Source organism: Sphingobium sp. B2D3A (genome assembly GCF_025961795.1).
In the GTDB taxonomy this organism is placed as follows: Bacteria; Pseudomonadota; Alphaproteobacteria; order Sphingomonadales; family Sphingomonadaceae; genus Sphingobium.
Genome location: NZ_JAOQOI010000001.1, coordinates 867505 through 894221 on the forward strand (window position 1 = coordinate 867505; position 26717 = coordinate 894221).

The window sequence follows — 26717 nt, forward strand, 5'->3', positions numbered from 1 at the left end:
TCCATGGGTCACAAGAGCAATCCCATCGGTCTGCGCCTGCAGATCAACCGCACCTGGGACAGCCGCTGGTTCGCGGAAGGTCAGGACTATGGTCGCCTGCTGCTTGAGGATCTCAAGATCCGCAAGTATGTCATGAAGACGCTGCCCCAGGCCGCGATCTCCAAGGTGGTCATCGAGCGTCCGGCCAAGCTGTGCCGCGTGTCGATCTATGCAGCCCGTCCCGGTGTCATCATCGGCAAGAAGGGCGCGGACATCGAGAAGCTGCGCAAGAAGCTGAGCGCGATGACGTCCAGCGACGTGAGCCTGAACATCGTCGAGATCCGCAAGCCGGAAATCGACTCCAAGCTCGTCGCCCAGGGTGTTGCCGATCAGCTCGAGCGTCGTATCGCTTTCCGTCGCGCCATGAAGCGCGCCGTGCAGAGCGCGCTTCGTCTCGGCGCCGAGGGCATCAAGATCACCTGCGGCGGCCGTCTGGGCGGCGCGGAGATCGCCCGTGTCGAGTGGTATCGCGAAGGTCGCGTTCCGCTGCACACGCTGCGTGCGAACGTCGATTATGCAGAAGCCGAGGCCCACACGGCCTATGGCGTTTGCGGCATCAAGGTCTGGATCTTCAAGGGCGAGATCCTCGGCCACGATCCGATGGCGACCGACCGTCTCATGCTGGAGGCTCAGACCTCCGGTGTGCGTCCGGCTCGCTGAGAATTGAGAGCAAGGTAAAGCATCATGCTACAGCCGAAGAAAACCAAGTTCCGCAAGACCTTCAAGGGTCGCATCAAGGGCGATGCCAAGGGTGGAACGGACCTCAATTTCGGATCCTACGGCCTCAAGGCTCTGGAACCGGAGCGGGTCACCGCGCGCCAGATCGAAGCGGCTCGCCGCGCGATCACGCGTCACATCCGTCGTCAGGGCCGTCTCTGGATCCGCGTCTTCCCGGACGTGCCGGTGTCCAAGAAGCCTGCCGAAGTCCGTCAGGGTAAGGGCAAGGGTTCGATCGAATATTGGGCGGCGCGCGTAAAGCCCGGCCGCATCCTGTTCGAGCTGGACGGCGTGCCCGGTCCGCTGGCTGCGGAAGCATTCAGCCGCGCAGCGATGAAGCTGCCGATCAAGACGAAGGTGGTGGCGCGTCTCGGCGACACCTCGCATCTGGGAGCATGATGGTCATGACCAAGATTTCTGACCTCAAGGCGAAGAGCGACGATCAGCTTTCGACCGATCTGGGCGAGCTGAAGCGCGAGCAGTTCAACCTGCGCTTTCAGGCTGCGACCAACCAGCTTGAAAAGCCGAGCCGCGTGCGCGAAGTGCGTCGCGACATCGCGCGGATCAAAACCCTCCAGGCCGAGCGTTCGCGCTCGTCCGCGAAGTAAGAAGGAAACAGGCCCATGCCCAAGCGCGTGCTGACGGGAACGGTGGTTTCCGACAAGGGTGACAAGACGGTCGTCGTCAAGGTGGAGCGCAAGGTGAAGCACCCGCTCTACGGCAAGATCATCCGTCGCTCGAAGAAGTATCACGCCCACGACGATGCCAATGAGTATCACGAGGGTGAGACCGTCCGTATCGAGGAGACGGCGCCGATCTCGAAGCTGAAGACCTGGAAGGTCATCGCGCGGGTCGACACCCACAAGTCTCCCGAGCAGGTCGCTGCAGACGCAGCAGCCTGAGTAGGTCTCAAGGATTTAACGGAACCACCGGGCCAGACACAGGCTGTGTCCCGGCAGGCCAATTGAGAAGGAACCGGATCGATGATCCAGATGCAATCCAATCTTGATGTCGCTGACAACAGCGGCGCCAAGCGCGTCCAGTGCATCAAGGTGCTCGGCGGCTCGAAGCGTCGTTTTGCCAGCGTTGGCGACATCATCGTCGTCTCCGTGAAGGACGCCGCCCCCCGTGGCCGCGTGAAGAAGGGTGACGTTCACCGCGCCGTGATCGTGCGCACCGCCAAGGACGTTCGTCGTCCCGACGGCAGCGTCATTCGCTTCGACGGCAATGCGGCCGTGTTGGTCAACAAGAATGCGGAGCCGATTGGCACGCGTATCTTTGGCCCCGTGGTCCGCGAGCTGCGCGCGAAGAACTTCATGAAGATCATTTCGCTTGCTCCCGAGGTGCTGTGATGAGCGCTGCACGTATCAAGAAGGGTGACACGGTCGTCGTGCTCGCCGGCAAGGACAAGGGCCGTACCGGTTCCGTCCTCCAGGTGATGCCCAAGGATGACAAGGTGCTGGTCGACGGCATCAACGTTCACGCCCGCCACCGCAAGCCCGACCAGGCAAATCCGCAGGGCGGCATCGATCGCAAGCCGGCGCCGCTGCACATTTCCAATGTCGCACTGGCTGTCGACGGCAAGGCCACGCGCGTCCGCTTTGAGGACCGTGACGGCAAGAAGGTCCGCGTCGCGGTCAAGACCGGGGAGGTCATCTGATGGCTGACAAGTACATCCCGCGCTCGCGCAAGCTGTATGACGAGACCATCGTCAAGGCGCTGAGTGAGAAGTTCGGTTACAAGAACCACATGGAAATCCCCCGGATCGAGAAGATCACGCTCAACATGGGCGTGGGCGAGGCGACCCAGGACAAGAAGAAGGTCACGCAGGCGGCCGAGGAAATGGAACTGATTGCCGGCCAGAAGCCGGTCATCACCAAGGCGAAGAAGTCGATCGCGCAGTTCAAGCTGCGTGAAGGCATGCCCATCGGTGCGAAGGTGACCCTGCGTCGCGAGCGCATGTACGAGTTTCTCGATCGTCTCGTGACGATCGCGATGCCCCGCATCCGCGACTTCCGTGGTCTCAACCCGAAGAGCTTCGACGGCCGTGGCAACTATGCCTTCGGCATCAAGGAGCAGATCATCTTCCCCGAGATCAGCTATGACCGCGTCGACAAGGTGCGTGGCATGGACATCATCGTGACCACCACGGCCCGCACGGACGAAGAAGCGCGCGAACTGCTGCGTCTTTTCGGTTTCCCGTTCCCCGCCGAGGCGGAAAAAGAGGCTGCGTGAGCGTGGCCGGATCCAATTTCTAAGGAAGAGAGCTTAAGTCCATGGCGAAACTGAGTTCGATCAACAAGAACGAACGGCGCAAGAAGCTGGTGAAGAAGTACGCCGGCAAATATGCCCGTCTCAAGGCAGTGGCGAATGACACGTCGCTTGATGACAGCGAGCGTCTGATCGCGCGTCTCAAGCTGGCCGAGATCCCCCGCAACGGCAACCCGACCCGGGTGCGCAACCGCTGCGAGCTGACCGGTCGTCCCCGCGCTTACTATCGCAAGTTCCGGCTTTGCCGTGTTCAGCTGCGCGATCTGGCCAACAAGGGCCTGATCCCCGGCGTCACCAAGTCGAGCTGGTAAGGATTAAGAGATGGCACTGACCGATCCCCTGGGTGACCTGCTCACCCGCATCCGCAACGGCCAGCGGGCACGCAAGGACAGCGTGGTTTCGCCCGCGTCCAAGCTGCGTGCGCGTGTGCTCGACGTGCTTCAGCGCGAGGGTTACATCCGCGGCTATTCCGAAGAGCAGGTGGCTGGCCATGATGGCCTGCGCATCGAGCTGAAATATTTTGAAGGCGAGCCGGCGATCAAGCACGTCGCGCGCGTTTCCAAGCCTGGCCGTCGCGTCTATTCGGGCTCCAAGGAGCTTCCGGTGGTACGCAATGGCCTCGGTATCACCATCGTCTCGACGCCCCGTGGCGTGCTTTCGGATGCCGAAGCGCGTGCACAGAATGTCGGCGGCGAAGTGCTGGCGGAGGTGTTCTGATGAGCCGCATCGGCAAAAAGCCGGTCACGATCCCCAGCGGGGTGACGGCCACCATCGAGAACGGTCAGCTTTCCGTGAAGGGCCCCAAGGGCACGCTGGCGCTCCAGATGCGCGACGAGATCAGCTATGAGCTGGAAGACGGTGCGATTTCGATCAAGCCGGCCAACGCTACCAAGGCGGCTCGGGCATTCTGGGGCATGCAGCGCACGCTGGTCCAGAACCTCGTCACGGGCGTGACCGAGGGTTACACCAAGGTGCTCGAGATCACCGGCGTCGGCTATCGTGCCACGGCCCAGGGCAAGAACCTGAAGCTGCAGCTCGGCTACAGCCATGATGTCGATTTCCCGGTTCCGGCCGGGATCGAAATCAAGACCCCCGATAACACCACGGTGGAAATCAGCGGGATCGACAAGCAGCAGGTCGGCCAGGTCGCGGCGGAAATCCGTCGCTGGCGCAAGCCGGAGCCCTATAAGGGCAAGGGTATCAAGTATCGCGGCGAGTTTATCTTCCGCAAAGAAGGCAAGAAGAAGTAAGCCATGGCGAAACTCTCTCTCTTCGATCGTCGCGCCCGGCGCGTGCGTACCGCGATCAAGGCGCGGGCGGGTGGCAAGCCCCGTCTGTCCGTGCACCGTTCCGGCCGGCATATCTATGCGCAGGTCATCGACGACACGCAGGGCAAGACCCTGGCCGCAGCGTCGACCCTGGACAAGGACGTGCGTGGCAAGACCGGCGCCACCTCATCGGCTGCAGCCGATGTCGGCAAGCGCGTGGCCGAGGCTGCTGCCAAGGCCGGCGTTACCAAGGTCGTGTTCGATCGTGGTGGCTTCCTCTTTCATGGTCGCGTGAAAGCGCTGGCCGATGCCGCTCGTGAAGGCGGACTGGAGTTCTGATGATGGCAGACGAAAACACCACCGGTGAGGGCAATCAGCCCGAGGCTGTTCTCGCGCCCGAGACCACGCCCCAGGACGTGACGGGTGTGGCCGCCGAGCCGCAGCAGCAACAGCGCCGTGGCCGTGGCGGCCGCAGCGGTGGCGATCGGGATCGTGGCGGCCGTGGCCGTCGTGACGACCGTCGCGGTCGTGGCGGTGAGGACGACAATGGCGAGGAATTCGTCGAGAAGCTCGTCCACATCAACCGCGTCTCGAAGACCGTGAAGGGCGGCAAGCGCTTCGGCTTTGCGGCACTCGTGGTCGTGGGTGACGGCAAGGGCCGTGCCGGCTTCGGCCATGGCAAGGCTCGTGAGGTTCCCGAGGCGATCAGCAAGGCGACCGCCGCTGCCAAGAAGGCAATGGTTCGCGTTCCGCTCAAGGAAGGCCGCACGCTGCACCATGACGGTCGCGGGCACTTCGGCGCCGGCAAGGTGACCGTTCGTACCGCGCCGGCAGGCACCGGCATCATCGCCGGCGGTCCGATGCGCGCTGTGTTCGAGAGCCTTGGTGTGGCCGACGTGGTGACCAAGTCGGTCGGCACCTCGAACCCGTACAACATGATCCGGGCGACGTTCGCGGCTCTGACCGAGCAGACCAGCCCCAAGTCGGTCGCTCAGCGTCGCGGCAAGAAGGTCGCTGACCTGCTTCGTCGCGGTGGCGCCTCTGCCGAGGTCGCTGCGGCTGACGCCGAAGCGATTGCGGAGTAACTGACATGGCGAAGATCAAGCTGAAGCAGATCGGTTCCCCGATCCGCCGTCCGGCCTCTCAGGAGAAGATCCTGATCGGCCTCGGCCTGGGCAAGATGAACCGTGTCGTCGAACTCGAGGACACGCCGGAAGTGCGCGGCGCGATCCGCAAGCTGCCGCACATGGTGCAAATCGTCGAAGGCTGAAGCCTTTTACGACCGACATTGAAAACGGAGCGCGTAGCCTTGAAGGTTACGCGCTCCGTTTTCGTTTGTAGGTCTGCCGAAAGGTTTCTGGTTGAAGGCGGGTCAGTGACCGCGCGGGACGGCCGGGCGGGATGATGCTGCCGGAAGAGCCAGAGCGGATGCAGGTGCGCGCGGTTTGACATGCTGGGCCGGAGCGCTGCGGGGCGCGGGCGCCTTGGTCCGGATGCCCAGGGCCAGCGGGCCGACGACGGGCGTCTTGAGCAGAATGAGATGCAACGCCACCGGGCCGACCAGCCCGGCGAGGATTCCGACCGGCAGATGAATCGCGAGCGCGTCGATACCGACTGTGTGGAGCGCCATCCGCGCGGCGGCGGTGGCGAACACATGATAGAGATAGATGGTAAAGCTGAACTGCCCAACCTTGCGTGCATAGGGGTGGTGTGGCCAGCGCAGCAGAATGAGCAGGCTGACCGACATGCCCAGCAGCAGCGATGAGGCAATGCTCGTGTTCGGAGAGACGCCGAGCATCAGATAATCATAGAAGGCGCCACTGAAGGCAAGCAATGCAGCCACGGCGGCCAGCGGGACGATCAGCCGCCCATGCTGCGCGATCCACGCCCAGCTTCGATAGACGCACATGCCGAAGATGAAGAAGGGCGCCAGCAGGATCGCTTGGGGCAGTGCGAAAAGAGTCGGGATGGGCGGGGGCCACAAGGCAAGCAGCAAGGCGCCGGCGAACATTGGCCACTGCCCGCGATGATGGAGCGCGATGTCGATCAGGCCGACGACGATGAACAGCGCAAGGATTGCCTGCAAAAACCAGAAGTGGGCATAGGGGAAGATGGCCAAGCCCCAGAGAGCTTCGGGCGGGATGCCGAACCGCGAGCCTTGCATGTAGGCGACCGTTCCAAACAGGACGGCAGCGATCAGGCCAGGGAGTGCGATCCGCCGCGCCTTGCCGCGCAGAAAGTCGCGCATATGGCCTCGCGTGGGCGGGCGCAGGCAGTAGATGAAGCCGGCGACAAAGGCGAAGGCCGGCATCCGGAAGCTGGCGCCGAGATCGACGATGAACCGCGCGGGATGACCGTCCTCGATTCGCAGGCCGCTGTCGGTCTGGCCCACGACATGGAAGGCAACGAGGAGAACGGTCGCGATAATGCGCAACTCGTCAATGGAGCCGGGCGCGCTCGGGCGCGACTGATCACGAGCGTTAACCATGTAAAGCCCTAAAGCGAATGACTTTTAGAGCCTTCGCACCTGCAAAATTTGTGAATGCCGGGGTGCCGCTTAACCATGAGGCTTGTCACGCCGATAGCGCCGAGCCGTGTGCAGGACGCGAAGGACGGAGATCGGCCGAGACAGATTCTATGGGGTGACAAAGCAAAGTGCGGCGGCTATGGGCCGCACTTTCCACCAGCGCGACAACAGCGAAAGCGAGTGCACTATGAAGCTGAATGAACTCAAGGATAATACCGGCTCCCGCAAGGGCCGGATGCGCGTCGGCCGTGGTATCGGCTCGGGCAAGGGTAAGACTGCCGGTCGCGGCCAGAAGGGTGCCAAGGCACGTTCGGGCGTCGCCATTAACGGTTTCGAGGGCGGCCAGATGCCGCTCCACATGCGTCTGCCGAAGCGCGGCTTCAACAACATCTTCCGCAAGGACTATGCGGTCGTGAACCTCGGCATGGTCCAGAAGGCGATCGACGCCGGCAAGCTTGATGCGGCCGCGACCATCGACCAGGCGGCGCTGCGCGCGGCCGGCATTTCGCGCGGCGGCAAGCATGGCGTGCGTCTGCTCGCCAAGGGCGAGCTGACCACCAAGGCGAACTTCGCGGTGGCCGGCGCCTCCAGCGCTGCCATCGAGGCGGTCGAGAAGGCTGGCGGCAAGGTCGAGATTCTCGCCAAGGCTGCACCGGCCGAGGCCGCATAATCTCCTTGATCAGGAGACAGGCCTGACTGTGAGCTTGCATAGCCGACCCCTCCCGCCGATATGGGCGGGTGGGGTCGCTTGCATATGCCATCATATGGTCAGGCACCGCTATTCGACAGGCGCCGGTCAGACGTCTAAGGGATAAGGCTGTTCGTCCCCCAAATCCTGGGCGAGCATCATTTTTCGGGATTGCAAGCGATCATGGCATCACGCGCCGACCAAATGGCAGCCAATCTGAGCCTCGCTAACTTCGGCCAGGCTACAGAGCTCAAGAAGCGGATCTGGTTCACGGTGGGCGCGCTCATCGTCTTCCGCTTTTTCTCGTTCGTCCCGCTCCCCGGTGTCGATCCGACCGTGCTGGCCCAGCTCTATCAACAGACGCAGGGCGGCATTCTCGACATCTTCAATACCTTCTCCGGCGGCAGCCTGCAGCGCATGAGCCTCATCGCGCTCGGCATCATGCCCTATATTACTGCCTCCATCGTCGTGCAGCTCGGCTCGTCGCTCTCGCCCAAGCTGGCCGCGATCAAGAAGGAAGGCGAAGCCGGGCGCAAGAAGCTCAATCAGTATACCCGCTATGGCACGGTCGGCCTCACGGCGATCCAGGGCTATTTCATTGCCGTCGGGCTCGAAGCCTATGGCGCGCAATCCGGGCTGCAGGCCGTGGTCGATCCCGGCATGTTGTTCCGCATCAGCGCGGTCATCTCGCTGATCGGCGGCACGATGTTCCTGCTGTGGCTGGGTGAGCAGATCACCAGCCGCGGCATCGGCAACGGCATCTCGCTGATCATTATGGCTGGCATCGTCGCGCAGTTGCCGGTGACGCTCACCAACCTTTTCGAATCGGGCCGCACCGGTTCGATTTCGGGTCTGGTCATCCTCGGCATCATCATCGTCGGCCTCGGCCTCATCGCGGGCATCTGCTTCGTCGAGCGCGCCCAGCGCCGCGTGCTGATCCAGTATCCCAAGCGCCAGACCAAGCAGGGCGTGATGCAGGCGGACCGCAGCCACCTGCCGCTGAAGATCAACACTGCCGGTGTGATCCCGCCGATCTTCGCCTCGTCGCTGCTGCTGCTGCCGCTCACCATCACGCAGTTCTCCGGTGCGGGTGCCAATGCGTCGACCGGTGCGTGGGGCGACTTCGTGCTGTCGATCAACCAGTATCTGTCGCACGGCACGCCGCTCTACATGGCGCTCTACGGCGCAGGCATCATCTTCTTCTGCTTCTTCTACACCGCGGTGGTCTTCAACCCGGAAGAGACGGCGGAGAATCTCAAGCGCAACGGCGGTTTCATTCCGGGCATCCGTCCCGGCAAGAACACCGAGAACTATCTCGATTACGTGCTGACGCGGATCACGGTGATCGGTGCCATCTATCTGGCCCTGGTCTGCCTGATCCCCGAGTTCGCCATCGCCCGTGCCGGGATTCCGTTCTATCTCGGCGGCACGAGCCTGCTCATCGTCGTCAACGTGACCGTGGATACCGTCACGCAGATCCAGAGCCATCTCATCGCCCACCAGTATCGCGACCTCATCAAGAAGGCGCGTCTGAAAGGCCGGATGCGCTGAGCCGGCCGGGGTAACCCGGCCGCAGGCTTATCCTTCTTGTGAATTTTGGGGGAGTGACATGAACATCATCCTGCTGGGACCGCCCGGCGCCGGCAAGGGCACTCAGGCGCAGCGTCTGGTCGCTGCGCGTGGTATGGTTCAGCTGTCGACCGGCGACATGCTGCGGGCGGCGGTGAAGGCCGGCACCCCGGTGGGTCTCAAGGCGAAGGCGGTGATGGATGCCGGCGAGCTCGTCTCGGACGAGATCGTCTCGGGCATCATCGGTGAGGCGCTGGATCAGCTTGCACCGGATGTCGGCGTGATCTTCGATGGCTATCCGCGCACGGCGGCCCAGGCGGAGAGCCTGGATGTGCTGCTGGGCGCGCGCAATCGTCAGCTCGATCATGTCATTGAACTGGCGGTCGACGAGGATGCACTGGTCGACCGGATCACCGGCCGCTTCACTTGCGCAAGCTGCGGTGAAGGCTATCATGATCGGTATAAGACACCAAAGGTCGAGGGCGTTTGCGATCGGTGCGGGAGCACCGAGTTCAAGCGGCGGCCCGATGACAATGAGGAAACGGTGCGTACCCGCATGGCCGAGTATCGCGCGAAAACAGCGCCGATCCTGCCAATCTATGAGGAACGCAACATCGTCAGCCGGGTTGACGGCATGGCGGATATCGATGAGGTGTCGAACGCGATTGTGACCATTCTCGATCGCTGATCCTCCCCTCGTTCGCAAACGAGGCTGGTGCGCTGGGCGCAAATAGGACGGAGCGATAATGGTGATGGGGATCGAAGCGCGGGCGATAAGCCTTCTGGATGACGGAAGGCGCCGCTACGATCCGGTCAAGCCTGTCATCCGGTCTCATCTCGCTCGCCGCTTCCCTCGCCAGGCCCAGACGCGGATTCTGTTCATCTATGCCGATGACCAGATCGCCTGGCCGCAAATCTACCCTTTCTATCATGACGCGGATCGCTTTGACCGACAGGGCTATGCGTTCCGCGCCGTGCCCTATCCGGCGGAAAATGCGGAGCATCTGATCAAGGACGCGTCCGCCATCCTGATCCAATCCTTTTATGTGTTGCCGGATGGCGAGCTCGAGCGCGTATTGGAGCGGGTCAGGTCCGCCAATCCGCACGCGCCCATCACCTATCTCGACTGGTTCGCGCCGACCGATGTCCGCTTTGCCGACCGGGTCGCGGATTATGTCGATCTTTATGCCAAGAAATCGCTGATGCTGGACCGCGATCATTATCGTGTCCCTCAAGCAGCGCATACCAATCTGGCGGCCTATTATAGCGCCAAGGCCGGGCTGATTGTGGACGAGCCGAACTGGCGCTGTCGACCGGACATCGTCGATCGCCTCGTGCTGGCGCCGGCTTTTGCGACCGCGCCGGTGCTACTCAAGGCGTTCGAACAGCGTCAGGCGATCCCCAGCGGTCCCCGCCCCCTCGACGTTCATGCGCGCTTCGCGCTCGCACCTGCGCAGTTACACGCCGAGGGGAGGGTCGACGCGGGTGAGCGCACCCATTGGTATGTGATCATGCGCCGCGAGGCCGAGCAGGCCGTGCGAGCCCTCGCTGCGCGCCATCAGGTGGCGTGGCAGGGCCGGGTCGATCGGGCTGCGTTCATGAGCGAGATGGACCAGTCCCAGCTGTGCTTCAGCCCGTTCGGTTTTGGCGAGATTTGCTGGCGCGATCTGGAGGCGGTGCTAACCGGCGCCGTGCTGGTGAAGCCCGACATGAGCCATCTGGAAACCTTCTGCGACATCTACCGCGCCGGGGAAACCTATGTGCCGGTACGCTGGGATTTGTCGGACCTGGAGGACGTCGTCGCGGACTTGCTCAAGCGGCCCGACGAATGCCGGGCCATCGCGGAGCGCGCCTTCGTGGCGATCAAGAGTCACCTTGATGGCCCCAAGCTCGAAATGCTGCTGCAGCGATTGACGGCAGGGACCGCCTCGGCGGGCTAAGCCTGCCTTTTATTGCTCGGATAGTCCTGGCTGGGGCCTTTTGAACCGTCCCAGCTTGCGCAGGACGCCGCTGAAGATGGCGATCAGATCCGTTTCCGGTCCTGCAGGCCGTCCGCGCAGGATCCATAGCCCCAGATGGCAAGCGATGTAAGCCACCCCGCCCACCGCAATCGTCGCCAGCAGGCCGGACACGCTGTGCGCGACATGGGTGGGCAAGGCCATCTTGAAGGCGATCACTCCTGCGCACATGCCGCCCACGGCGACAAAGGTGCGCGCGCAGCCGAGAAACTGACGGCGGATGCTGACATGCACGATCTGCTTGGCGAGCAGCATGTTGAGCAGGACAGAGGCAAGGGTGGACAGCACGCGCGCCCCGAGCAGCCCCGTTATGCCGAACAGCAGAAGCCCGGTGATGATAAGCGGCACGCGGAATGCAAAGGTCATGAGATCGCGAACGAACAGCGCGCGGGTCGCGCCCATTGCCATCGCGAGCGGCGCGGTAGCGGTGACCAGATTCTCGAACGCGAAGGTAAAGGCCAGCACTTGCATGATCGGGATGATCTCGATCCATTTCGGGCCGAGCAACACATGAACGAACATGTCGGCAACCAGACCGAAGCCGGCGCCGGCCGGCACGCAGACCGCGAAAATGACGGTCAGCGTGCGCTGATAGGCTGCGGCGAGCCGGGCGGGATCATGCCGAACCGCGGTGAGACCGGGAAACAGCAGCCGGATGAGCGGCGTTGAGAGCTCGCGCGTGGGCATCCGCGCCTTCTCATCGGCATAGCTGTAAAATCCGACTTCGCGCTGCCCCAGAACACCGCCCAGCACGAGACTGTCGATGCGCGCGTTGACGGTCGTCAGCACGGAACTGAAGGTCATCCAGATCGAGAAGGACCAGATCTCGCGCACCTTCGAGAGCCTGAGGCGCGGCAGATAGGGCGCATAGAGATGCGTGACCACCACGCTGAGGAACTGCATCAGCACGATCGGGATCACGATCGCCCAATAGGTTTGGTACAGATAGGCGATCACGACCGAAGCGGTGACGGCCGCCACGCGCGTTACGACCCCGGCGATCGCGTCCGGCGCAAAGGAGAGCTGCTTCTGGATCATCGGCCAGCGGGCACTGTAGAAGCCGCTGATGAAAGCCTGCCCCGAAAGCGCAAGCATGATCGGCGCGAGGCGACTGTCGTCATACATGGCCGCGACCGGCCAGGCTGCCCCGGCCAGCAGCAGCGTCAGCATCATCGCACGGAGGAAGCCCAGCGTGAACGCGCTGTGGAAGTGATCGTCCTCGATATCGTTGATCTGGATGAGCGCCTCGGACAGCGGCATGGAGGTCAAGGCCGTCACCACCGCGCTGACCCCCAATGCAATGGCGACCAGGCCGAAATCTTCCGGCATCAGCAGGCGCGCCAGCACGATCGATGAGGCGAACGACACTGCGTTGATGATGACCTGCGAGGTCATCACCCAGCCGGCCCCCTTCACGAGTCGCGTGGTCACCGAGGATGTGGGAGCGCTTTGGGACATGAAAAAGGGGCTCTGATTCGGAAACGGGCGACAGGGCGGAGGCTGGAAGGCTCATAAGAACCCGCCAGGGGTTTTGATACTGTTAAAGAGGCGGTCCGTTCCGGCCTGCCGTTGACAGGGCACGAGCGTTGCAGTAACGACCACCGTTCCCAATGCGACGAGGTCAACGGCAGCGCGAGCGAGCGCTCGCCGTGCTTTGCGCGTCCGGGTTCAACGCTACGAGATAGGATGCCCGCCAGAGCATCCTGTGGAGCAGGAGGATATATGGCACGTATTGCGGGGGTCAACATCCCGACCAACAAGCGCGTGATCATCGCGCTGACCTACATCCATGGCATCGGTCCCCGGACCGCCGTGGGCATCGCCGACAAGCTCGGCATCGATCACAGCCGCCGGGTTCAGGACCTGACCGACGCGGAAGTGCTGCAGATCCGTGAGACGATCGACGCCGACCTGACGGTCGAGGGCGATCTGCGTCGCGAAACCGCGATGAACATCAAGCGCCTGATGGATCTGGCCTGCTATCGCGGCCTGCGTCATCGCAAGGGCCTGCCGGTCCGTGGCCAGCGCACGCATACCAATGCGCGCACCCGCAAGGGCAAGGCCAAGCCGATCGCCGGCAAGAAGAAGTAACGCAAGGCCGGATGGCGCGATGCTGGCATGGCTGCGGCCATGCCATCGCGAGCCGCCCGGCGCCGGAGCGATCCGGCTTCTTCTGTTCCGCCGGGCGCATGCGCTGAAACATCGCATCCGCACCCGCCAGAACAGTCCGGACCAGACGTCCCCCGCCGTAGCAGGCTCGCCCCAGTGGAGGCGCGCCGGACCCGGCAAGGCCCGCAAGGGCAGGGACGTGCAGGGGCAAGGCGCGACCACCGGACCATCCGGTCTTCGCTCTCCGCCCCGGCAGCGTGCAAACGCTCCGGTCCTGGTCCCGCATGGGATCGCCTCTTCCCACGGGCCTGCCGATCACTCGGCGCCCGAAGCGAGATGGGTGATCGACATGGGGACCGGCAAAGGGACGATGCTCCCGGCGCGGACAGGCATGGCAGGGTGTGTGCGACGCAGGAATTGCGAAACAGGCGCAGGCACCGGTTCAACCAGTTTCGAGTAGGAAAGTTAGTCAGATGGCACGGGAACCCCAGCGGCTTCGCAGGCGCGAGCGCAAGAATATCTCGGCAGGCGTCGCGCATGTGAACGCCAGCTTCAACAATACCATGATCACCATCACCGATGCGCAGGGTAATGCGATCAGCTGGTCCAGCGCCGGCATGATGGGCTTCAAGGGCAGCCGCAAGTCGACGCCTTATGCCGCGCAGGTCTGCGCCGAAGACGCCGGCCGCAAGGCTGCCGAGCATGGCGTGCGCACCCTCGAGGTGGAAGTCAAAGGCCCCGGTTCGGGCCGCGAATCGGCTCTGCGCGCGCTGCAGGCCGTCGGTTTTACCATCACGTCCATCCGTGACGTCACGCCGATCCCGCACAATGGCGTGCGGCCGAGCAAGCGCCGCCGCGTCTGATTCGGCCCGACGAGCAGGGCGGGGGTTTCTTTGCGGAAACCCCATCCCTGCCCGACCATTCCTTCTAAGGCCGGGGCCGGATCGCAGCTGCACTCCACCGTCCTCCGCCCAACTCCCAGGGGAAATACATGACTGTCAACATCCGGAACTGGCAGGAATTGAAGAAGCCCAATGGCCTCGAGATCAAGGCCGGGGGCGACCCGAAACGCCGCGCGACCTTCGTCGCCGAGCCGCTTGAGCGCGGCTTTGGCCTGACGCTGGGCAACGCGCTTCGCCGCGTGTTGCTCTCCTCGTTGCAGGGCGCCGCTGTCACCGCGATCAAGATCGAGAACGTGCTTCACGAATTCTCGAGCCTCGCCGGTGTGCGCGAAGACGTGACCGACATCGTGCTCAACGTGAAGCAGATCGCGCTCAAGATGGAGGGCGAAGGCCCCCGCCGTCTTCAGCTCAGCGCCACCGGGCCCACGACCGTCACCGCTGGTGACATCGTGGTGACCGGCGACATGGCCGTGATGAACAGCGATCTGGTGATCTGCCATCTGGACGAAGGCGCCAGCTTCAACATGGAGCTGACCGTCGACACCGGAAAGGGCTATGTGCCTGCCGTGAACAACCGCCCGGCCGATGCGCCGATCGGCCTCATCCCGGTGGATGCGCTCTACTCGCCCGTGCGCCAGGTGGCGTACAAGGTCGAGAACGCCCGTATCGGCCAGGAGCTGGACTATGACCGGCTCAACCTGACGGTCGAGACGGACGGCACCGTCAGCCCTGAGGACGCCGTGGCCTATGCCGCGCGCATCCTGCAGGACCAGCTGCAGCTCTTCGTCCACTTCGAGGACGCGCTGCCGACCGCCGGCCCGAGCACGGGTGCAGGCGCCGGTGCCGCGGCCGACGAAGGCGAGGGCGACGCCAACCAGATCAACCGCTATCTGCTCAAGAAGGTGGACGAACTGGAGCTCAGCGTGCGCAGCGCCAACTGCCTCAAGAACGATAACATCATCTACATCGGCGACCTCGTCCAGAAGACCGAGGCCGAGATGCTCCGCACGCCGAACTTCGGCCGCAAGAGCCTCAACGAGATCAAGGAAGTGCTCTCCAGCATGGGCCTGCGCCTCGGGATGGACATTCCGGGCTGGCCGCCGGAGAACATCGAAGAGATCGCCAAGAAGCTCGAGCAGGAACTGCTGGGCTGATCGGGCTACACCCGAGAAATCATGAAAGGCTCCGCCGAAAGGCGGGGCCTTTTTTATTCGTGCATTGAATTAGTGAGAAGGGCCTGCCTTCAGGCAGCCAGCAGCAGTTCGATCCGTTCAACCTGAGAAGCGAACTCGAAGCACAGTTGATCGCGTTCGTCATCCGGCAGCCAGCGCGCCATCTGTGGAAACACGACCTTATGATAAAGGAATGTGCGGGCGTCCCAAGGCGCTGTATCCTTGGCAGACCGCGCCGTCTCCAGAATTTCCGTCAGTTCCGCGCGAACCTGATCGCGGTCCGGTTCGTAAGAAACTGGCTTGCCGGCGTCTCCCATGTCGAAGCCGAGTTGTCTGGGGCCGCTGTCGAAAAGATCATTCACGCAAACCACCATTCATCGATTGCCGGACCAGTGGCCCTGATGCAAAGATACTAGTCAAGGGGACCTATGACGCAAGCTGAACGCATCAAAAAAGCTGTGGGTGAATTCGGTGTAGCAGCCAAGGCCAAGCTCAATCAGGGAGGTCAGCCGGAAGACCAGCTGCGCAATCCCATCGAGCAATTGTTCGCGGCTCTGTCGGCCGAATGCGGTCTTGCTAAGGGTGCGCTGGCGCTGATCGGTGAGAAATCCCTTTCGGATTTGCGTACCCGTCCCGATTTCGCTGTTCAGATCAACAAGGCGCTGATCGGATTCATCGAGGTCAAGGCCCCCGACAAGGGCGCCGATCCACGCAAGTTCAGAGACAAGCACGACAAGGAGCAATGGGACAAGCTCAAGTCGCTACCCAACCTTCTCTATATGAACGGCCATGCCCTTTCGCTCTGGCGGAACGGCCAACTGGTTGGCGAAATCGTCAGGCTCGATGGCGACATCGAAACCTCAGGTTCTGCGCTTGCGGCGCCTCTGTCCTTGCTTCCACTCATTCAGGATTTTCTGAGTTGGCAGCCGTTGCCGCCCCGAGGTCCAAAGGAACTGGCGGTGACTGCTGCCCGGCTTTGCCGCTATTTGCGCGACGAGGTGATCGAACAACTCGGCGTCAAGAACGCAAGATTGTCTGACCTCAAGGAGGACTGGAAAGCGCTGCTCTTCCCCGATGCCGACGATGCGAAATTTGCCGACGGTTATGCGCAGGCCGTCACCTTCGGCCTGCTCATGGCAAAATCCCGGAAGATCACCCTTGCTGACGGGCTGGACGATGTCGCGAAAGCGCTGGGCAAGACGGACACGTTGATCGGCACGGCGTTGCGCCTGTTGACCGAGCAGGACCTCTCCCTCGGCCCTTCGCTGGACACGATGGTGCGCGTGCTCGACGTGGTCGACTGGGCCGTGATTGCCAAGGGCGATGCGGAAGCCTGGCTGTATTTCTACGAGGACTTCCTCGAAGTCTATGACAACCGCCTGCGCAAGTTGACCGGCTCCTATTACACCCCGCCGCAGGTGGTGCAGACCATGGTCCGGCTGTGCGACGAAGCCCTGCGATCCTCCCAGCGGTTCGGGGTTTCAGAGGGTCTGGCCAGCAAGCAGGTCCACGTCGTCGATCCCGCGATGGGGTCGGGCACCTATCTGCTGGCAATCTTGCGGGCCATTGCCGAAAGCGTGGAGAAGAGCGAAGGCGACGGCGCGATTCCCGACGCCATCAGCGCGGCGGCCAAACGCCTCTATGGGTTTGAACTGCAATTCGGCGCCTATGCCGTTGCGGAGCTTCGCCTGCTTGCGGAAATGATCGCGCTGGAGGCGATTGGGACGCCGGGCCTGTTCGTGACCGATACACTCAGCGACCCATATGCCGATGTCGAATCTGGACAGGGCATTTACCGGGAAATCTCCCGCTCACGGGAGGCCGCCAACAAGGTCAAGCGTGAGCAGCCGATCACTGTGGTGATCGGTAATCCTCCCTATAAGGAGAAAGCCAAAGGCAAAGGCAGCTGGATCGAGAATGGCGGCAATCGCGCGGCCCCGTTCCAAGACTGGGTGCCGCCAGCCAGCTGGAAAGTCGGCACCCACGCCAAGCATCTGCGCAATCTCTATGTCTATTTCTGGCGCTGGGCAGCATGGAAGGTGTTCGAACAGGGCGCGGGCGGGCGAGACAGGCAGCCTCCCGTCGAGGAAAAGCTTGCCGGCATGGTGTGCTACATCACGGTCGCCGGCTTTTTGAATGGCCCTGGCTTCCAGAAGATGCGCAGCGATCTGCGCCGTGACTGCGACGAGATCTGGGTGATCGATTGTTCACCCGAGGGGCATCAGCCGGAAGTGGCGACGCGCATTTTTCAGGGCGTGCAGCATCCGGTCTGCATCGTATTGGCTTCCCGCTCGCCCGCGAACGATCCGGCGAAGCCCGCACGGGTCCGCTTCCGCGCCCTGCGAAAGGGGCGGCGGGACGAGAAGTTCAAGGAACTGGAGGCGCTCACGCTTGAGAGCAAGGGATGGAGCGACTGCCCCAGGGACTGGCGCGCGCCCTTCCTGCCGGATCATGCGGGAGGATGGGGCGATTTTGCGGCGCTCGATGCGGTGCTCGGCGATTGCGGATCGGGCGTGATGCCGGGGCGGACGTGGATCATCGCACCGGATGCCGAGACGCTCGAGGCGCGTTGGAAGCGGCTTATTGAAGAAAAATCTTCGGAAGAGCGGGCGAAACTGTTTCATCCGCACGAGGGCGGCGACAAGACAGTGAGCAAAGCGAGCACGAAAGGACTCACCGGCCATCATGGCGCATTGAGGTCTATCGAAGCGCTTTTGGCTGAGACAAAACACAATGCGACGAAAGCCCAGGCAGAGCAGCAGCTGCAAATTATCCAGCCAATGCATTACGGCTTTCGGTCATTCGATCGGCAGTGGATCATTCCGGACAATCGTCTGATCAACCGTGCCAACCCGAGCTTGTGGAACGCTTTTGGCAGAGACCAGGTTTTTCTAAGTGCACTCATGGCTCATAGCCCCAACGGGGGACCTTCAGTTTCGGTGACCGCTCTCATCCCCGACCTTCATCAATATAAAGGTTCATTTGGAGGGCGTGTCTTCGCGCTTTGGAAAGATGCGGCGGCAGCAGAAAGCAATGTCTCACCGCAGCTGCTGGCGATCCTCGCGAAAACCTACGGTACGGCAGTCGATCCGGCGGACGTCTTTGCCTATGTCGTCGCGCTCCTTGCTCATCCCGCATTTGTCGAGACGTTCAGGGCCGACCTGATCCGCCCCGGCCTGCGTGTGCCGATGACCGCCGACGCGGCCTTGTTCGCGCAGGCGGCGGCGCTGGGGCGCGAGGTGATCTGGCTGCATACATTCGGCGAGCGCTTTGCCGATGCGGATGCGGGACGCCCGGCTGGGCCGCCGCGCGTCGCGGTCAATCCGCCGATGGTCCCGAAGGAGGGCCGTATTCCGCCCACGCCCGAAGGTTTTCCGGACACTCTCGACTATGATGCGGGCAAGCGCCGGCTGCGCGTGGGCGGCGGGTTCATCGACAATGTGAGTCCGCAGGTCTGGGCTTATGAAGTCTCCGGCAAGCAGGTGCTGCGCCAGTGGTTCAGCTATCGCCGCAAGAACCGCGAGCGACCGCAGATCGGCGACAAGCGTCCGCCTTCGCCGCTGGGCGACATTCAGCCAGACCACTGGCTCCACGAATATACCAGCGAACTCATCAACGTGCTCAACGTGTTGACGCTGCTTGTGGAGCTGGAACCGAAGCAGGCTGCCCTGCTCAAGCGCGTGTGCGATGGACCGCTGATCCCGGCCGGCAAGCTGGCGCCCTGAGGGGGCGACCCGAAACGCCGCGCGACCTTGGTCGCCGAGCCGCTTGAGTGCGGCTTCGGCCCGACGCTGTGCGACACGCTTTCCCTTGACTCTTCGTCCCCAACCCGCTTTAGGGCGGCGCTTCAAGTCCTTCTTGCAGGAGGCCGGGTTTTGGCGGTGCCCGTTGTTCATCGCCTGGTACGGGGTGCCTTGCACGGCCCCATAACGAACGAAGGACTGGACTCATGCGTCACAGATATGGCGGCCGCAAGCTGCAGCGCACTTCCGCTCACCGCACCGCGATGTTCCGCAACATGGCGGCCGCGCTCATCAAGCACGAGCAGATTAAGACCACGCTGCCCAAGGCCAAGGAACTGCGCCCCTATGTCGAGAAGCTGATCACGCTCGCCAAGCGTGGGGGCCTATCCAACCGTCGTCTGGCCCATGCCCGCCTGCTCGACGACACGCAGCTGACCAAGCTGTTCGACGTGCTGGCCGAGCGCTACAAGGATCGCGCTGGCGGCTACACCCGCATCATCAAGGCAGACATCCGCGCGTCGGACGCCGTGCAGATGGCGATCATCGAGCTGGTCGACCGCGACGAGAGCGCCAAGGGCCAGGACAGCGGCCCGGTGCAGACCGCCGATGAGGACGAGCTGGAAGCCGCCTGAGGCTTCCACAGCCCGGCCTGACCGGACCAAGCATTTAAAAGGCCCCGCTGGCACGACCGGCGGGGCTTTTTGCTGTCTGCTGAGATGGGGGCGGGGGGACAGCGAGGCCGGCGATGCCGTGATCGCGCGGACCACACCCTACCCCGCGGCGAGGCCTCTCGGCCATGTCCCTATCGGTCAGAGGCTCTTGCGCTGTCGGCTTCCGCCATGGCCGAGCGCCGCGCTCATGCCGCGCGCGGCCTTGATCACGGCCGCGCTCAAGCTGGGCTGCATCTCGGCATCGTAGCGCACGGCGGGAATGGCGACGCCAAGGCTGCCGAAGATCTGGCCGCGCGCATTGAATACCGGCGCCGCCGTGCCATTGGTACCGAGCGCGCTGGGGCTGGTCGCCACGAAACAGCCCTGCTTGCGTACCCGCTCATTCTCGGTCTGCAGCAGCTCGTAGGTCATCGGCGGCGTGCCCGCCTCCAGCGGCGGCCCTTGCCGCTCGATCGCGATGCGCACATCGGCCTCGTCCAGCCAGGGCAGCATGGCGCGGCCGAGCGCGCCCCAGACGAGCGCGCGGGTCTTGTAGGTCTCCACGACATATTGGAGCGGGTGGAGCGCGTTGATTGTCTCGATGATCGAACAGCTATGCTCGTTCGGCAAATAGAGCGCGAAGGCACAGGTCTCCTGAAACGCATCCGACAGGTCGGCGAGGAACGGCCTTGCAATGGCGCCATAATCGAATTGCGCGGCGACCATGGAGGAGAGGCGCACCAGCTCGCGGCCGACGCGATAGCTGCCATGGCTCGACTTCTCGACAAAGTTCATCGCGCCGAGAGACTGGAGCAGGCGATAGGCGGTGCTGGTCGGGATGCCGACATCCTCGGCGAGATCGCGCGGGGTGAACTCGCCATGTTCGGCGACCGACTTGAGCGCCCGCAGCGCGCGCTCGATCGCGCCGGTCATTTCGGGAGCTTCACTGGCCTTTGCCATTACCACGCATCCTTCTCGCCGCGCCGGCCGTTTCCCGCCCGCTCCGCGCAGCCCAGCTTCGAAGGCTCTTAGGGAGTGGGCGGTAAATTCGCAATCACCGGACCCCGGTCGCGCGCAATGCCAATTTGCGGCGCGGCTTCAGGGGAAGTTCTTGCGTTGGACCGCCCAGCGCGGATCGGTGCAGAGCGTGCAGTCCGCGCCGACGAACCAGCGCGCGGCGCGCGGGTCGCCCTTGAGCTGCCAGTCCAGCCAGGCCAGCGCCACCGTGCCGTAAGCCCCGCCATTTTTGAGCAGGAAGGTGCCGGAATGAGCGACATCCTTGCGCACCGCGAGCATCGCCGGGATGCCGCTGATGCGCGAGAAGTCGTCCGTGCCGTTGGGCAGGGCGCTGTCCTTCTCGCCATGAATATAGGCAATGGTGCCGTGGATCGTCTCGAGGGATTTCTTGGTGATCTCGGGCGCGCCGGGCAGGCCGCCGGTGCCGATGTTCCACACGCCGCCGTTGAGCATCAGCGTGGTGGTGACGCGCGGATCGGTGGAAGACATCGCCAGCGCCTGCAGCGTGCCGCAACTATGGCCGGAAACGCCGATCTTGCTGGTATCGAGCCGGCCCTTGAGCGGGCTGCCCTCCTTGCTGTTCTGCGCCACTGCCCAGTCGATCGCCGCCTTCATCTCGTCCGGCAGCGTGCCGGTGGGGCCATCGAGCGGCGGCGGCGTCTCGGGCATGCCGAATTCGCGCGGCCAGCGCCCGAAATTATTCTCCTCGCCCTTGGGACCGATCTTGCCCAGCGCCACGACGAGATAGCCATGCGCGGCAATGTGATCGAGCATGTAGCGATAGGCATTGCCCTTGTCCGCGCAGCCGCCATTCGCCCAGATGAAGATAGGCAGCTTCTTGTCCCTGAGCGCGGTGAGATTGGCCGGCTGGTAGACGGTGTGGTGATCGAGGCCGTCGATCTCGTCGGTCATCGTTACCCGATAGGGGCCGGAGCCGCTGCTGGTGGAGGTGGTGGCCGGGGCCGCCGTGGCCAGCGCCGCACCGAGCGCGAGGGATATCAGGGCTTTGCTGCTGCTGTTCAACATTGCTGCCTCTCCGGCTTCATCGGGGGATTTGAGAAATGGCCGAGGCGGCGGCAGGGTGATGGCCATCCCGCCGCCGCCTGCCGGTTCGTCAGAAGGTGCGCTTGAGCGACAGCGACCACTCGCGCGGCATGCCGGGGTTGGCCGCCACGGTGCCCGAGTTGTTGTTGGGGCCGATGCCGGTCCAGTACAGCTTGTTGGTGATGTTGGTCACCTGCAGGGCAAGCTGCCAGTCGTCATCAGCCGAGTTCCAGGCGATGCGGCCGTTGAGCAGACCGTAGGAGGGCAGATAGGACAGCACGTTGTTCTGCACCGTCAGGGTCTGCTGCCGTGAGCGCCAGCTCCAGTCGAGGCGCGGCGTGATCGAACCGGTGGAACCGAGATCGAACTTATATTGCGCGCCGACGCTGATCTGCCGCTTGGGCGCATAGGGCAGCGTCATGCCGTACCGCAGGCCGGCGCCCAGGCCGCCCGACGGTGCCGTGCAGGTCGTCGGCGTGAGGGCCGGCGAGCAGCCCGACAGTTGGTCATATTTGAAGTCCAGCAGTGCCGCCGATGCATCGATGAGCAGATTGTCGACCGGCTCGAGCGACAGTTCGGCTTCCAGACCCTTGAGCGTCGCCTTGCCCGCGTTGACGAAGTAGGAGCAGGTCAGGTCGTTGGGCGAAATCGGGCAGCCCGCATTCGGCGCGGTCGTCACGCGGGAGAAGACGCTCGCGATGAAGTCCGAATATTTGTTGACGAATGCCGAGACGTTCAGCTGCGCGCGCCGATCGAAGAACCGCGACTTGAAGCCGATTTCATACGCCTTGAGGTTTTCGGGATCGAACGGAACCGCCTGCGCCGGTGTATAAGGACGGGGATTGATGCCGCCACCCTTGAAGCCGGTGGCGACGCTTGCATAGGTCATGATGTCCGGCGTCCACTGATATTGCAGCACAGCGCGCCAATCGACATTGTTGCCCTTGTAATCGCCCTCAGCGCCATTCAGTCCGCAGAACGCAACGTGGACGACGCCATAGTTCACGCCATTGACCGTGCAGGGGAAATAGGGCGCCGGGTTGCCGGCCTGCACGCCGGGACGACCGCCCCGGAAGAAGCGGAACGTCTTTTCCTCCTCGGAATAGCGGATGCCGCCGTTCAGCTCGAGCTTGTCGGTGATCCGCCAGGAGGCATTGGCGAAGGCCGCCCAGTTGGTGGCGGGGATTTCGTCATATTCGGTGAAGATCAGCAGGCCCTGGTTGATCGTGCCGCGATAAGTGCCGAAGCGATTGATGTAGAAGCCGCCCACGACCAGATCGACCTTGTTGTCGAACAGGCTGGAGGCAAGGCGTAGTTCCTGGCTGAACTGCCAGTTGGTCGCTTCATAATCGATCAGCGCGTTGCTGAGCGGTGTGGCATCGAAATCCTGCACCCAGTTGGCCGTGAAGCTGCGATAGGCGGTGATCGAGGTCAGCTTGAGATTGTCAGAGAAGCTGTAATCGATGTTGCCGCTGACGCCCCAGCCATTCACGCGGCTCTGCGACTTGAAGCAATAGGGCGCGGAGCCATCCACCGGCTGCGCATCGCAGTAGGTGGAGTAATTGACGTAGGGGCTCTTGGTGAAGCTGTCCCCCGCGACGCCCCAGGGCGAATAGGGCACGAACGGCGAGGTGCCGGTCGTGGGATTCCACAGGTTGAGGCCGTTTGTGGGGGCCGTGGAATACATGGGATAGTTGCGGCTGAGGTTCAGCCCCGTCGTGCCCGGCGTGTAGCTTGTCGCGTTGGCAGTGCCGACAAAGATCAGCGTCTGCGGCGCGGCCTCCGAATCGTCGCGGGTAATATCGCCACTGATGTTGATCTCCAGATCCTCGGTCGGCACCCAGCGCAGCGAGCCGCGCGCCGCGACATAGGATTTGCCACCCTCCGTGCCGAGCTGGCACTTGCGGCCATCGGCTTGCGAGGGAATGTTGTAGACCGCGTCCAGTTGCGGATGGGTACAGGCGAAGTCATAGACCTTCACATAACCATCCTGATTGCGCGACACGCCCGAGATGCGGGCGAACAGGCGATCCGGCACGATGGTGAAGTTGGCGGCAGCGCGCACGTCCACGCGATTGAGGCTGCCAACGGTCGCTTCCACGAAGCCGCCGTCATTGCCATCGGGCTTCTTGGTGTAGAGCTTGATGGCGCCACCGATGGAGTTCATGCCCGCCAGTGTGCCCTGCGGCCCGCGCAGCACTTCGACCCGCTCCAGATCGAGCAGATCGAGCACCGATCCGGTGAGCGTCGAATAATAGACGTCATTCACATACACGCCCACGCCCGGCTCGAAGGCGAGGCTGAAGTCGGCCTGGCCGATGCCGCGAATATGGGCCTGCAGCGACGGGCCCTGCGGATTGCTCTCGCGCAGGTTCACGTTCGGCGCCTTGGTGGCGATCTCGGTGATGCTGGTCTGGCCGCGTGCCTCAAGCTGCTGCGCGCTCAGCGCGGTGATGGCGATCGGCGTCGACTGCACGTTCTGCGAGCGGAACTGGGCGGTGACGATGATGTCTTCCGTCTTGCCGCCCTCTTGCGGGGCGGCATCCGTCTGTGCGGCGGCCGCGTTGGCGAACAGGCTGGCGGGCACGCACAATGCGGCGGCTAGGGTAATGCGTGATATGCCACCGAGGCGGACATGGCCACGCGCGCGTCCTTTCAGAAACTCGGAAATCATTGGCTCTCTCCCTCAACTCGAATTTTGAAAAAATCGGCTGTCTGGACTCAGAATTTTGTCATTTTACGTCGTCTGAAAACTGGCCTGGCCCGGTCGCTGCGGTCTGGCTTCGTGCTTGTGTTTGCGCGATTGCGTGAACCGGATCGGGCCTTGCTCCCCCTTCTTCCCCTCCTTCTTCAGTGTCTGGCGCGCACTCTCCGGCAGAGTCGCTCAGGCGACGATCCATAGGGTGTCGCGAGTGTCGTTACGTGCCTCCCCGCGCATGGCTGTCGCAGCGCAGATCGGCGGCTGGACCGGCGTCGGAGGCCTTGGGCCGTGAGGCTTGTGCGGGCCATGCGCAGAGCGGGCGGACCGCCGTCACGGTCCCGTTCGCGTCCGCATGCCGGGCGAAGATCGCGCCGGGCGCGGTGCCCTGCTCCACCCATGCCACCAGCGCCGCGAGCAGATCGCTCTCCGGCTTGCCGGTCGCGCTGCGGTCTTCCGATCCGCCGAAGCGGTCGGTGCCGGCCCCGCCCCGGCAGTGCTGCATGCCCGGGACCATGTAGAGCCGGGCGAAGGCGTCGCGGTCCTGCTCCGCCTCTGCGCCCATGCGCGCGAAGAGATCGAGCGTGGAGAGTGGCTGCACGGATGCATCGGCCCAGCCATGATAGAGGATCAGCTTGCCCCCGCGCGCCGCGAAGGTCCGCATGTCGGCGCTGCGGGCATCCATGGTTGCAAAGCTTTTGCGGGCGGCCGCGAGATCGGCGGCGAGATCGAAGCTTGCCGGGTCCCAGCCGGCGTCGCCCCGGCCTGCACTGTGACGCGCATGGCCGAACATCTGGACAGGCAGCGGTGGCAGGCCGCCGGGGCGGGCCGTGATGCCGGGCAGCAGACCGAAATCATGGGTCTTGCCACTGTTGTCGGTGAGCGGGGCAACGATGTTCGCGATGGTTTTGACGGCGGCGGGCGCAAGGCAGTCTTTGGATTGGCCTGGCTTGCAGGCGAGCTCCTCGACGCGGAAAGCGCAGCTGCGCGGATCGTCGATGATGCCATCGACCGCCCCGTCATCCCTATCGCAGCGCGCAATGGCGCGGCGGGAGACCAGATCCCAGTCCGCCGCGCTGATCGCGACGCCGTCGTTCTGCGTCTGGGCCAGATGCACATGCAGCAGCCGGGCGGCGAGCAGGGGCACGTCCAGACCCGGCGCGCCGATGAGCGCGCCGTCATAATCGCCGGGGTAGAGCTGTAGCTCGCGCAGGCCCTGCCGTCCCCCGCCGGAGCAGCCGAGAAAATAGGCGTGCGCGGCCGGCGCGCCGTAAAAGCCATCGATGATCGCCTTGGAGACCTGTGTCAGCCGGTGATAGGCGATATGGGCATAGGTTTCCGATTTGCGGGCATCGTCGATCCAGCGCTCGCCCTGGCGATGGCCGGTATCGCTGGAGGCAGCGGCAAAGCCCTGCTCCACGCCGCGCGCCATATCGGCATAATTATAATAGCCGGCCTCGCCGCCGACGCCGGTGCCGAGGAAGCGCCGATTCCAGTCGCGGGGAAGCCAGAGCTCGAAGCCGATGTCGCCGTCGATCATGCCGGCCAATCGGCAGAAGTCCGCTCGCACCGCTTCGCCTTTCGGCGATGTCGGCGAGGTGGGACTCTGCCAGTGCGAAGCGGGCGCCACCGTTTCGAGTGTGGTGAGCGTCACGTTGGCGGGCAGGAGGGCGCGGGCCGCTGCGCAGCGATCGGCAAAGGCCGGCGTTCCATTGGCGGCGAGCGCAACGGAGGCGCTGCCGAGCAGGCCCGCCAAAGCGAGGGTCTTGAAAGCTGTGAGGGATCGCGCCGCGATCACAGCACCGCCCAGTAGGAGAACACCGCGCGGTCGGCGCGGCGATCGATCTTGCCCACGAACATCGTGCGGCAGAGCCAGTCATGCGGGCCTTCCGGCGCATCGAACACCGGGCTGGCGCCGGCATAATAGTCCGCCGGGTCGACGGCCTCGTAATTCTGGAGCCGGGCCAGCACATCCTTGTTGCCATGCCGCACGCCGCGGTTCTGCAGCTCGATGATCGTGCCGTCATCCGCCTGGATCAGATAGCGCGCCTCGAACTTGACGGTGTGGTCGGTGCGGATGGTCGGCCAGTCGCCGCCGCTGTGCGGGACGACGATCCCATTCAGGCGCGGGCCGCGTACGATGCCGCTTTCCACGCCCACAAAGCCGCGCTCGGCACCCCAGAAGGTGGGGCCGTAGCGATAGCGCTTGGTCAGCTCGATCTCGATCTCGAAGGCGAAATCGAGCGCGGGCGGCTGGCGCTCGGGCGTTAGCGATCTACTCATTA

At 63.6% G+C, this 26717-nt stretch carries 30 protein-coding genes; 22 read left to right on the plus strand and 8 right to left on the minus strand.

Annotation, left to right across the window (positions count from 1 at the left end):
* Positions 1-3 precede the first annotated feature (3 nt).
* The 13 genes from rpsC to rpmD all read left to right on the plus strand — a co-directional run bounded on the left by rpsC (position 4) and on the right by rpmD (position 5565).
* Entirely contained in the window at positions 4-699 is a 696-nt protein-coding gene (rpsC, locus tag M2337_RS04040; protein ID WP_181561256.1) for a 30S ribosomal protein S3, read from the plus strand.
* A gap of 24 nt (positions 700-723) precedes the next feature.
* Positions 724-1155: a 50S ribosomal protein L16 gene (gene rplP, locus M2337_RS04045; protein WP_181561257.1), complete on the plus strand. Its 432-nt coding sequence runs from the start codon at positions 724-726 to the stop codon at positions 1153-1155.
* A 5-nt stretch (positions 1156-1160) separates the two neighbouring features.
* Positions 1161-1364, plus strand: coding sequence for a 50S ribosomal protein L29 (rpmC, locus tag M2337_RS04050; protein ID WP_181561258.1), 204 nt, complete (start codon positions 1161-1163; stop codon positions 1362-1364).
* Between the two features lie 15 nt (positions 1365-1379).
* Positions 1380-1658 carry a 30S ribosomal protein S17 gene (gene rpsQ, locus M2337_RS04055; protein WP_181561259.1) on the plus strand — a complete coding sequence of 93 codons (279 nt, stop codon included), beginning with the start codon at positions 1380-1382 and terminating at the stop codon, positions 1656-1658.
* 81 nt (positions 1659-1739) lie between these two features.
* On the plus strand, positions 1740-2108 hold the full coding sequence (gene rplN, locus M2337_RS04060) for a 50S ribosomal protein L14 (RefSeq protein WP_014077869.1): 369 nt from the start codon (positions 1740-1742) through the stop codon (positions 2106-2108).
* Positions 2108-2416: a 50S ribosomal protein L24 gene (rplX, locus tag M2337_RS04065; RefSeq protein ID WP_181561260.1), complete on the plus strand. Its 309-nt coding sequence runs from the start codon at positions 2108-2110 to the stop codon at positions 2414-2416. The genes rplN and rplX overlap by 1 nt, the downstream gene beginning before the upstream one ends.
* On the plus strand, positions 2416-2991 hold the full coding sequence (rplE, locus tag M2337_RS04070) for a 50S ribosomal protein L5 (protein ID WP_181561261.1): 576 nt from the start codon (positions 2416-2418) through the stop codon (positions 2989-2991). Before rplX ends, rplE begins: the two co-directional genes overlap by 1 nt.
* Positions 2992-3032: 41 nt before the next feature.
* On the plus strand, positions 3033-3338 hold the full coding sequence (rpsN, locus tag M2337_RS04075; RefSeq protein WP_181561262.1) for a 30S ribosomal protein S14: 306 nt from the start codon (positions 3033-3035) through the stop codon (positions 3336-3338).
* A gap of 10 nt (positions 3339-3348) precedes the next feature.
* Entirely contained in the window at positions 3349-3744 is a 396-nt protein-coding gene (rpsH, locus tag M2337_RS04080) for a 30S ribosomal protein S8 (RefSeq protein WP_181561263.1), read from the plus strand.
* Positions 3744-4277, plus strand: coding sequence for a 50S ribosomal protein L6 (rplF, locus tag M2337_RS04085; RefSeq protein WP_181561264.1), 534 nt, complete (start codon positions 3744-3746; stop codon positions 4275-4277). Before rpsH ends, rplF begins: the two co-directional genes overlap by 1 nt.
* A gap of 3 nt (positions 4278-4280) precedes the next feature.
* Positions 4281-4634 (plus strand): 50S ribosomal protein L18, encoded by a 354-nt coding sequence (rplR, locus tag M2337_RS04090; RefSeq protein ID WP_181561265.1) that lies wholly within the window; start codon positions 4281-4283, stop codon positions 4632-4634.
* Between the two features lie 2 nt (positions 4635-4636).
* Entirely contained in the window at positions 4637-5380 is a 744-nt protein-coding gene (rpsE, locus tag M2337_RS04095) for a 30S ribosomal protein S5 (protein WP_264572349.1), read from the plus strand.
* 5 nt (positions 5381-5385) lie between these two features.
* The gene (gene rpmD, locus M2337_RS04100) at positions 5386-5565 is read left to right on the plus strand and encodes a 50S ribosomal protein L30 (RefSeq protein WP_181561266.1); all 180 of its coding nucleotides are present in this window, start codon (positions 5386-5388) and stop codon (positions 5563-5565) included.
* A 102-nt stretch (positions 5566-5667) separates the two neighbouring features.
* Here rpmD and M2337_RS04105 read toward each other — a convergent pair whose 3' ends face one another.
* Positions 5668-6783, minus strand: coding sequence for an acyltransferase family protein (locus tag M2337_RS04105; protein ID WP_264571788.1), 1116 nt, complete (start codon positions 6781-6783; stop codon positions 5668-5670).
* Between the two features lie 226 nt (positions 6784-7009).
* On the opposite strand from M2337_RS04105, the gene rplO reads away from it, so the two are divergent.
* From rplO to M2337_RS04125, 4 genes are all read left to right on the plus strand, one after another.
* A complete protein-coding gene (rplO, locus tag M2337_RS04110) occupies positions 7010-7492 on the plus strand; it encodes a 50S ribosomal protein L15 (RefSeq protein WP_264571789.1) in 483 nt (160 codons plus the stop codon).
* Between the two features lie 201 nt (positions 7493-7693).
* Entirely contained in the window at positions 7694-9061 is a 1368-nt protein-coding gene (gene secY, locus M2337_RS04115) for a preprotein translocase subunit SecY (RefSeq protein WP_181558375.1), read from the plus strand.
* 58 nt (positions 9062-9119) lie between these two features.
* A complete protein-coding gene (locus tag M2337_RS04120) occupies positions 9120-9767 on the plus strand; it encodes an adenylate kinase (RefSeq protein ID WP_181558376.1) in 648 nt (215 codons plus the stop codon).
* A gap of 58 nt (positions 9768-9825) precedes the next feature.
* Positions 9826-11019 (plus strand): glycosyltransferase, encoded by a 1194-nt coding sequence (locus M2337_RS04125; protein ID WP_264571790.1) that lies wholly within the window; start codon positions 9826-9828, stop codon positions 11017-11019.
* A gap of 9 nt (positions 11020-11028) precedes the next feature.
* Here the strand turns inward: M2337_RS04125 and M2337_RS04130 are convergent, their stop codons facing one another.
* Positions 11029-12528, minus strand: coding sequence for a lipopolysaccharide biosynthesis protein (locus M2337_RS04130; protein ID WP_264571791.1), 1500 nt, complete (start codon positions 12526-12528; stop codon positions 11029-11031).
* Between the two features lie 291 nt (positions 12529-12819).
* Between M2337_RS04130 and rpsM the strand changes: the two genes are divergently transcribed.
* From rpsM to M2337_RS04145, 3 genes are all read left to right on the plus strand, one after another.
* Entirely contained in the window at positions 12820-13188 is a 369-nt protein-coding gene (gene rpsM / locus M2337_RS04135) for a 30S ribosomal protein S13 (protein WP_181558379.1), read from the plus strand.
* 491 nt (positions 13189-13679) lie between these two features.
* Positions 13680-14069 (plus strand): 30S ribosomal protein S11, encoded by a 390-nt coding sequence (rpsK, locus tag M2337_RS04140; protein WP_014077853.1) that lies wholly within the window; start codon positions 13680-13682, stop codon positions 14067-14069.
* 128 nt (positions 14070-14197) lie between these two features.
* Complete coding sequence (locus M2337_RS04145) at positions 14198-15262, plus strand: DNA-directed RNA polymerase subunit alpha (protein WP_181558380.1); 1065 nt, start codon at positions 14198-14200, stop codon at positions 15260-15262.
* Positions 15263-15351: 89 nt separating this feature from the next.
* Here the strand turns inward: M2337_RS04145 and M2337_RS04150 are convergent, their stop codons facing one another.
* Positions 15352-15642, minus strand: coding sequence for a hypothetical protein (locus tag M2337_RS04150; protein WP_264571792.1), 291 nt, complete (start codon positions 15640-15642; stop codon positions 15352-15354).
* A gap of 66 nt (positions 15643-15708) precedes the next feature.
* Here M2337_RS04150 and M2337_RS04155 point away from each other — a divergent pair, with 66 nt between their 5' ends.
* Both M2337_RS04155 and rplQ read left to right on the plus strand, forming a co-directional pair.
* On the plus strand, positions 15709-19005 hold the full coding sequence (locus M2337_RS04155) for a type ISP restriction/modification enzyme (RefSeq protein WP_264571793.1): 3297 nt from the start codon (positions 15709-15711) through the stop codon (positions 19003-19005).
* Positions 19006-19229: 224 nt separating this feature from the next.
* A complete protein-coding gene (rplQ, locus tag M2337_RS04160; protein ID WP_264571794.1) occupies positions 19230-19655 on the plus strand; it encodes a 50S ribosomal protein L17 in 426 nt (141 codons plus the stop codon).
* Between the two features lie 177 nt (positions 19656-19832).
* Here the strand turns inward: rplQ and M2337_RS04165 are convergent, their stop codons facing one another.
* The 5 genes from M2337_RS04165 to M2337_RS04185 form a co-directional block, all read right to left on the minus strand.
* The gene (locus tag M2337_RS04165; RefSeq protein WP_181558382.1) at positions 19833-20633 is read right to left on the minus strand and encodes an IclR family transcriptional regulator; all 801 of its coding nucleotides are present in this window, start codon (positions 20631-20633) and stop codon (positions 19833-19835) included.
* A 138-nt stretch (positions 20634-20771) separates the two neighbouring features.
* On the minus strand, positions 20772-21716 hold the full coding sequence (locus M2337_RS04170) for a hypothetical protein (protein WP_264571795.1): 945 nt from the start codon (positions 21714-21716) through the stop codon (positions 20772-20774).
* 88 nt (positions 21717-21804) lie between these two features.
* Positions 21805-24408: a TonB-dependent receptor gene (locus M2337_RS04175; RefSeq protein ID WP_264571796.1), complete on the minus strand. Its 2604-nt coding sequence runs from the start codon at positions 24406-24408 to the stop codon at positions 21805-21807.
* Positions 24409-24652: 244 nt separating this feature from the next.
* The gene (locus tag M2337_RS04180; protein ID WP_264588586.1) at positions 24653-26188 is read right to left on the minus strand and encodes a tannase/feruloyl esterase family alpha/beta hydrolase; all 1536 of its coding nucleotides are present in this window, start codon (positions 26186-26188) and stop codon (positions 24653-24655) included.
* A 38-nt stretch (positions 26189-26226) separates the two neighbouring features.
* Entirely contained in the window at positions 26227-26715 is a 489-nt protein-coding gene (locus M2337_RS04185) for a DUF3237 domain-containing protein (protein ID WP_264571798.1), read from the minus strand.
* Positions 26716-26717 lie beyond the last annotated feature (2 nt).